This window comes from Haloarcula sp. JP-Z28 (assembly GCF_011440255.1).
GTDB classification, from domain to species: Archaea; Halobacteriota; Halobacteria; order Halobacteriales; family Haloarculaceae; genus Haloarcula; species Haloarcula marismortui.
In genome coordinates this window covers 40,174-47,071 of record NZ_JAAOHT010000023.1, presented here as the reverse complement: position 1 = coordinate 47,071, position 6,898 = coordinate 40,174, and the positions used below count along the sequence as shown (strand labels likewise).

General features: G+C 61.9%; 8 protein-coding genes. 1 reads left to right on the top strand and 7 read right to left on the bottom strand.

Annotation, left to right across the window (positions count from 1 at the left end; translation table 11 throughout):
- The 5 genes from G9463_RS10835 to G9463_RS10820 all read right to left on the bottom strand — a co-directional run.
- Positions 1-785 (bottom strand): PAS domain S-box protein (locus G9463_RS10835; RefSeq protein WP_165896690.1); only part of this gene is annotated, 785 nt, incomplete at its 3' end.
- Between the two features lie 276 nt (positions 786-1,061).
- Complete coding sequence (gene rio1, locus G9463_RS10830) at positions 1,062-1,997, bottom strand: serine/threonine-protein kinase Rio1 (protein ID WP_165896689.1); 936 nt, start codon at positions 1,995-1,997, stop codon at positions 1,062-1,064.
- 41 nt (positions 1,998-2,038) lie between these two features.
- A complete protein-coding gene (eif1A, locus tag G9463_RS10825) occupies positions 2,039-2,326 on the bottom strand; it encodes a translation initiation factor eIF-1A (protein WP_004516096.1) in 288 nt (95 codons plus the stop codon).
- A gap of 122 nt (positions 2,327-2,448) precedes the next feature.
- Positions 2,449-2,577: a hypothetical protein gene (locus tag G9463_RS24335; RefSeq protein WP_007189436.1), complete on the bottom strand. Its 129-nt coding sequence runs from the start codon at positions 2,575-2,577 to the stop codon at positions 2,449-2,451.
- Positions 2,570-4,093 (bottom strand): aldehyde dehydrogenase family protein, encoded by a 1,524-nt coding sequence (locus G9463_RS10820; RefSeq protein WP_165896688.1) that lies wholly within the window; start codon positions 4,091-4,093, stop codon positions 2,570-2,572. The genes G9463_RS24335 and G9463_RS10820 overlap by 8 nt, the downstream gene beginning before the upstream one ends.
- Before the next feature lie 188 nt (positions 4,094-4,281).
- Here G9463_RS10820 and G9463_RS10815 point away from each other — a divergent pair, with 188 nt between their 5' ends.
- A complete protein-coding gene (locus G9463_RS10815) occupies positions 4,282-4,998 on the top strand; it encodes a helix-turn-helix domain-containing protein (protein WP_005537081.1) in 717 nt (238 codons plus the stop codon).
- A 1-nt stretch (position 4,999) separates the two neighbouring features.
- Here the strand turns inward: G9463_RS10815 and G9463_RS10810 are convergent, their stop codons facing one another.
- Complete coding sequence (locus G9463_RS10810; RefSeq protein ID WP_165896687.1) at positions 5,000-5,836, bottom strand: proline dehydrogenase family protein; 837 nt, start codon at positions 5,834-5,836, stop codon at positions 5,000-5,002.
- A 72-nt stretch (positions 5,837-5,908) separates the two neighbouring features.
- Positions 5,909-6,880: a proline racemase family protein gene (locus G9463_RS10805; RefSeq protein ID WP_127014041.1), complete on the bottom strand. Its 972-nt coding sequence runs from the start codon at positions 6,878-6,880 to the stop codon at positions 5,909-5,911.
- Between the last annotated feature and the right edge of the window lie 18 nt (positions 6,881-6,898).

The window sequence follows — 6,898 nt, the reverse complement described above, 5'->3', positions numbered from 1 at the left end:
CTGTTCTGAAAGAGGTTCTCGAACAGTTCGATGAGGCGGTCGGCGTCTGCGCTCACCGAGCCGATGTCCTCGTAGTGGAGCGTGGCTCGGTCGGTGGTTTCGCCGTGTCCCTCCCAGGCGGTGTTAACAACGGCCTGAACGTTCGTTGCCTCCGGGTCGGTGACGACGTTTCCCTGCCTTGCGACACGGAGCAGGTCCTCGACGAGACGGGCCATCCTGTCGCTCGTCTCTTCGAGGGCGTCGAGGTGTTCCTCGTCACCCGTCTCGCGGGCCAGATGCACCCGCGAGGAGATGACGCTGAGCGGGCTCTTCAGGTCGTGGGCGAGGATGTCGGTGAACTCCTTGAGCCGGTCGTTCTGTCGTTCGAGCATCTTGTCGTACTGGTGTTTCTCTGTCGTGTCCTGGCTGACTGCGACGAACCCTGTCAGCTCTCCGTCCTCGAGTTGCGAGAGCGAGAGGGTGGCCCAGAACACGGACCCATCAGCCCGCCGGTGCCAGTGCTGTGTCTCGACGGGGCCGCTCGCCACCTCGATCAACAGCGATTCAACGGTTGTCTCCATCTCCTCGGGGTCGGCAAACAGCATGTCAACGTACTGGCCGACTGTCGCGTCCCGGTCGTAGCCGTACAGTGATGCTGCCGGCTCAGGCCACGTCGTGATGATGCCATCTGTGTCGAGCATGAACACTGCATGCGAGGACAGCCCCTCAATGAGGCGTTCAGAGACCGAGTCGTCGCTGTCCGCTGTCTGTTGGTCCGAACTGCTGTCTGCTGGGTCGGTGTCCATCAGTCGCACCTACTCGGGCCAAACCAGTGACGACTCACCCGGCATGAGAAGCACTGTGACAGGTCACCCATGCTGAGATATACAACATCTAACAGCTTACATACTGTGGTTTTCACAATCAAAATAAGTTGTGAGAAAACGGGTGAAAACCGCGATGTACTGCGATTTCATCTCCAGAAAGCGTCGGAATGACTGGTACTGATAGCAATTCACTTATCGCTACGGCAATACGTTCTCACCTGCCGAAACCGATCCGTGCGAACAGAAAGCTGGTGACTACTCGTCGTCGCGGCGGTCGGCTGGTGTTCCCTGCGGGACGGCGTCGTCGTCGCTGCCCGGCGCGGTGTCGGCCTTGTCTTTCGGCGTCGCGTACTCTCGGACGTACGCGAGCAGTTCCTCCGGCGTGGCGTCGACGCCCTGTCTGGCGAAGAAGTTCGCAACGTTGCGGCAGTCCCGTTTCAGAAAGTCGTCGGCGTTGGGATGGTGGATGGTCACCGCTTGCCCGAGGTCGATGATATACAGCTGCCCTTCGTGGAAGACGATGTTGTACTCAGAGAGGTCGCCATGGACGAGGCCGGCGTCGTACAGCCGCCGGGCGTACTCCTTGACGACCTCGTAGGCCGTTTCCGGGTTCTCGATGTGGACCTCGCTGAGACGTTTGCTGCGGCCCTCCTCGGTCCCGAGATACTCCATCACGAGGACGTTCCGCTCGACGGCGATGGGCTCCGGCGTCCGAACGCCGGCCCGGCGGGCGCGCTTGAGGTTCGACGACTCTTTGCGGACCCACGCGGTGACGACCTTCTTTTTGTCCGAGCCGATGCCCTCGAAGCGGGGGTCGCCGTCGAGATAGCTCCGCATATCCTTGAAATCGGAGGCGTTGATGCGGTATACTTTGACTGCGACCTCCGTCTCGCCCGACAGCGCCGTGTAGACGTTGGCCTCCTTGCCTGTCGAAATCGGCCCGCCGAAGGCGTCGATGTGGCCGTCCTGCACGAGCTTGTACAGCGCGCCGTAGGTGGCATCGTCGAAGACGCTGGCCTCGACCTTGAACTGGTCTGCGTCCTTGATGCGCTTGCGGAACTCGCTGAACTCGCGGTCCCGTTTGCGGGCGATACGGTCGGCTTCCGTGTCGGAAACGTCGACCTCTTCCCATTCGTCACCCGGTGAGTCGACGTCGTCCGTATCGAGCAGGCCGAACTGCCCCTCTGTCACGCTTGTGCCTCCGTCGAGCGCGCGGCCAGATACATATCAGGCTACTCCTGAATGTGGCCCTCCTCGCGCAGTTGGTCGGCGTCCTGTTTCTCATAGCGCCACGTGATGTCGGCTTTCTCGTCTTGCCAGTCCCATGGTTCGACGAGGACCACATCGTCTTCGCGTATCCAGATCCGCTTTTGCATCTTGCCCGGAATCCGGGCTGTGCGCTCGACGCCGTCCATACAGCGTACCTTGACGCGGTTCGCGCCAAGCATGTCCATGACGACGGCGAACACCTCGTCCTCTTCCGGCATCCGCAGGTTCTTCCTGCTGTCGTTGTCGCTCATAGACGGTACTTCGACGGGGAGAGGTTTAAGGTTTGGAAAAGTTGGACCGTGAACCCGGTCCATGGCCCCCGTCACGGTGTGGGACAGACGCTGGGGCCGTACAAAAAAGCGTGGTCGTCGCGTCAGTCAGCGCCGAGGCAACCGACCCACGAGCAGTCGGTGCACGTCTCGATGCCTTTCGCTGTCGTCGTCTCGCCGCGACAGCGCGGACAGACGGACCCGACCTCCGGCGACTGGACGGACTTACTCATCGGTGATGATATCGGCTGACAGACCCTGTGCCATCTCGATGTCCTTGGAGTTGTTCAGCGTCCAGGCGGTGCGCTCGGTGACGGCTTCGATGACCTCGCGGCCGCTCGGGAGGCCGTTGCCGGACTTCTTCACGCCGCCGAAGGGCAGGTGAACCTCCGCGCCGATACACGGGAGGTTCCCGTAGGCGAGGCCGATCTCCGCCTCGTCGCGGAACTGGTTGATCTGGCGGTAGTCCTCGGAGATGATGGCCCCGGCGAGGCCGTAGTCGACGCTGTTGTGCATCTCCAGCGCCTCGTCGAAGTCACCCGAGTACTCAAGCAGCGCGACGTGGGGACCGAACACTTCCTCGTTGATACAGCGCAGGTCCTCGTCGTAGTCGATCTCGTAGACGAACGGGCCGACCCAGTGGCCCTCCTCGTGGCCCTCGGGAATCTCCTCGGCACCGAGGTCGGCGCGGTCGACGAGCACGTTCGCGCCCTCCTCGCGGGCGAGGTCGTTGTAGCGTTTGAACTTCTCGACCTGATCCTCCTCGATGAGCGGCCCCATGAAGGTGTCTTCCTCCAGTGGGTCGCCGACGGCAATGTCCTCGGCGATGTCGACGAACCGTTCCTTGAATTCGTCGTAGAGGTCTTCGTGGACGATGAGGCGCTCCGAGGAGACACAGCGCTGGCCAGTCGTCTTGAAGCTCGACATCACGGCCGAGTGGACGGCGACGTCGAGGTCAGCTTCATCCGTAACGACGACGGCGTTCTTCCCACCCATCTCGCAGGCGGCGATCTTGCCGGGCTCGCCACCGACCTTGGAGGCGATCTTGTGGCCGACTTCGGCGCTCCCGGTAAAGAGGACCGTCTCGACGCGGTCGTCCTCGACGATGGCGTTGCCGGCGTCGCCATAGCCCTGCACGAGGTTGAACACGCCGTCCGGGATGCCCGAGTCCTCGAACATCTCGGCGATGATGTGGGCACACCACGGGGTCTGTTCGGCGGGCTTCCAGACGACGGTGTTGCCCTCGACCAGCGTCACTGCGAGGTGCCAGAACGGGATAGCGACCGGGAAGTTCCACGGGGTGATACAGCCGACGACGCCCTTCGGCTTGCGCCGCATGTAGGCGTCCTTGCTGGCGATCTCCGACGGTACCACGTCGCCGTGGGGGTGGCGGGCGTTGCCGGCGGCCCACTCGACCATGTGCCAGGACTCGGTGACGTCGGCCAGCCCTTCGCTGATCTCCTTGCCACACTCCATAGTGACGATTTCCCCGAGCTCCTCGTGGCGGTCACGCAGCTCGTGGTAGATGTCCCAGAGGTATTCCGCGCGGTCGATGTGCGAGAGCGAGCGCCACTCGTCGTAGGCGTCCTCTGCCGCAGCCAGTGCGTGGTCGACATCGTCCTCCGTTCCGCGGTGGAACGAGGCGAGGGCCTCGCCGGTGGCCGGGTTCTGACTTGTGAACGTTTCGTCGCCGGTGCCTGTCGTCCATTCACCGTCGATGTAGTGTCGACGTGAGTCGTCTGTACTCATGATAGGTACTGTACGCGTCCCCCACCAATATGTTCCACCGTCCATGGTCAGGGGTCGGCAATAACCTGATATATCCTCTACAATCCGGCATTATCTCCCATGGTCGGTGTTCCCCTTATCAACCGCACCTTTATTTGCGTCCATATCGTGACTATCCTTAGCACCCCTTCATACGGAGGGCGCTCAGTATGAGTAACGCACAATCACAACACGGGGGACTCCAACTCACCCTGAGCATCTGGCATCCTGACTGCTGGACGCTCGAAGTCACCGACAAGACGGCGGCGGGTCTGCTGGCCCACGGCGTGTACAACACACAGAACGGTAGCGTGAAGGGTCTGTTCACCGCGTACGCCGACAGTATTAGCGACGTTGAGGCGCTCATCGACGCGACTCGTGACTCATCACTGACCGACTCTGTGCTGGAGTTGCGCGAGCGTCACGGCGCGACTGGAACGGGCTCGTCGCCGGGGAACACGACCCGCGAGTTGTTCGTCGAGTACGATCCGGACAACACTATCAGCGACAGCCTGCTCTCGCGCGGGTTCATCCACAACGACCCGGTTCGGGTCCGGCATGGTCGCGAGCACTGGCCGGTGTTTTTCCCGGACTCCCGCGACGAAGCGGAGTCACTCCTCGACGAGATCCGCGAGGAGCAATCGGCCGATATCGAGGTCACACGAATCACGTCCGCTGGCGGCGGCAATCCGAAGCAGCTTCGCCGGATGGACCGGCTTTCGGACAGCCAGCGCGAGGCGTTCGAACTTGCCCGACAGGAGGACTACTACGCGTGGCCACGGGGTATCTCGACGCGCGAACTCGCGTCGAAACTCGGCGTTTCGAAGACAACGCTGCTCGAACACCTTCGGAAAGCAGAAGCAAAACTGCTCGACCCGGACCAGTAGTTTAGCTCAGCACGGCTCGGACGGCGAACAGCGCGTTTTCCTTGCGCTCGCGGACGCGCCGGTAGAAGTAGGAGAACCACTTGTCGCCGTAGGGGATGTACTGCCACATCGGGATGCCCTCGGCGGCGAGGTCGCGTTGTTCGTCGTCGCGGACGCCCATCAGCATCTGCACCTCGTAGTCGGTGCCGTACTCGTCGTGGAGGTCTTTCGCGTAGTCTATCATCGCCGGGTCGTGGCTACCGACGCCGATGCCGCCCTCAAACTCCTCGAACATCAGTTCGAGACAGTCCCGATAGGCTTCGTTGACGCGCTCTTTCTTCTTGTAGGAGACCTCTTCGGGCTCGGAGTAGGCTCCCTTGACTAGCCGGACCTTCCCGGGAAGGGGTGCAAGCCGCTCGAGGTCCTCGGGCGTCCGCTTGAGGTTCGCCTGCGTACAGACGCCGACGCCGCCCTCGTGTTCTGTGACGAGCCGTTCGTACGCGTCGAGGGTTACGTCGGTCGTGGTGTAGTCCTCCATATCGACCCAGACGAAGACACCGTGGTCGTCACCCGCCTCGACGATACGTTCGAGATTCTCGACGAACACGTCGTCCCCAACATCGAGACCGATCTGTGATGGCTTGACCGAGACAGCGCAGTCGAGGCCGCTCTTGTCGATTTCCTGTATCAACTCGACGTACTGGTCTGCGTCCTCGTCGGCTGGCTGGCGCTCGTCGTAGTGTTCACCTAACAGATTCAGGATGCCCTTGACATCGTCGTCATTGAGCGAAGCGACGTGGTCGAGCGCCCCCGGCGCTGTCTCCCCGGCGACGAAGTTGTTCGCTATCGGCGGAATCATTATCGAAACTACGCCACTATATCAGCCTAAACGCACCCCCTACCAAAAAAATCACGCACTTGAAGCCTGAAATCAAGCGAGAGTGAAACTGCCGAGCGTATCGTCGTCGTTCTGATAAAACGTGTGCTCGCCCGTAATATGCGCTGTGCCCGAAACGACTGGACTGGTCACGGTGACACCGCTGTCGACGCTGGTGTCGGTAATATACCCCTCGAACGTCGACCCAACTGGACCGGTAACTTCGACACGCTCGCCGACGGCGAGGTCGCCGTCGACATGATGGAGCGTCAACCGCGCACACGTGCCTGTTCCACAGGGGGAGCGGTCGACGGAGCCGTCGGCGAACACCACACAGCTCCGGTCGCTGTCGTCGCTAGCGGTGAGTTCGACCGCTGAGACGGTTGCCCGCGTTCCGGTGACTGGGTCCTTGGGTGCGGCGTCGTTGACTGCTCGGCGGAGTTCCAGTGCGGGGTCGATACACTGCGTGGCGTCCTCGCTGTTGAGCACGACCCCGAGGCTGTCAGCGTCGACCACGGCGAAGTAGTTCCCGGAATAGACGATACGAGCCTCGACCGGGACGCCATCCTGTTCGACGGTAACCGTCTCACAGACGTAACTGTCGACGTTTTCGAACGCAACGCGACGGACGACGCCGTCAGCTATCTCGACCGTCACGTCGACGAGCCCGGCGGGGGTTTCGACGGTCAACTCTGGCGCTTCGGGAAGCTCGCCCCGCTCGATGAGTGCGGTGACGACCCCGATGAGGCCGTGGCCACACATGTCCAGATAGCCGTCAGTGTCCATGAAGAAAACCCCGAGGTCGGCCCGGTCAGTCGGGACCGGGACCGCGCCGAACATGTCCGCGTGTCCGCGGGGCTCCTGCATGAGGAGTTTCCGGACGCCGTCAGCCGTGGCTTCGAACCGGTCACGCCTCTCTCGGACAGTCTCTCCGGCGAGCGTGTCGGCCTCGATACCGTCGAGTACGATGCGTGTCGGTTCTCCGCCCGTGTGCGTATCTACTGTGATGAACTCCGTTCGTTCCATAGCCGTAGCGATACTCTA

Bases quoted from the DNA above. Each gene is read 5' to 3' on its own strand.
- eif1A (WP_004516096.1), bottom strand. From the start codon at position 2,326: ATGAGCGACAACGACAGCAGGAAGAACCTGCGGATGCCGGAAGAGGAC.
- G9463_RS10815 (WP_005537081.1), top strand. From the start codon at position 4,282: ATGAGTAACGCACAATCACAACACGGGGGACTCCAACTCACCCTGAGC.
- G9463_RS24335 (WP_007189436.1), bottom strand. From the start codon at position 2,577: ATGAGTAAGTCCGTCCAGTCGCCGGAGGTCGGGTCCGTCTGTCCGCGC.
- G9463_RS10805 (WP_127014041.1), bottom strand. From the start codon at position 6,880: ATGGAACGAACGGAGTTCATCACAGTAGATACGCACACGGGCGGAGAA.
- G9463_RS10820 (WP_165896688.1), bottom strand. From the start codon at position 4,093: ATGAGTACAGACGACTCACGTCGACACTACATCGACGGTGAATGGACG.
- G9463_RS10810 (WP_165896687.1), bottom strand. From the start codon at position 5,836: ATGATTCCGCCGATAGCGAACAACTTCGTCGCCGGGGAGACAGCGCCG.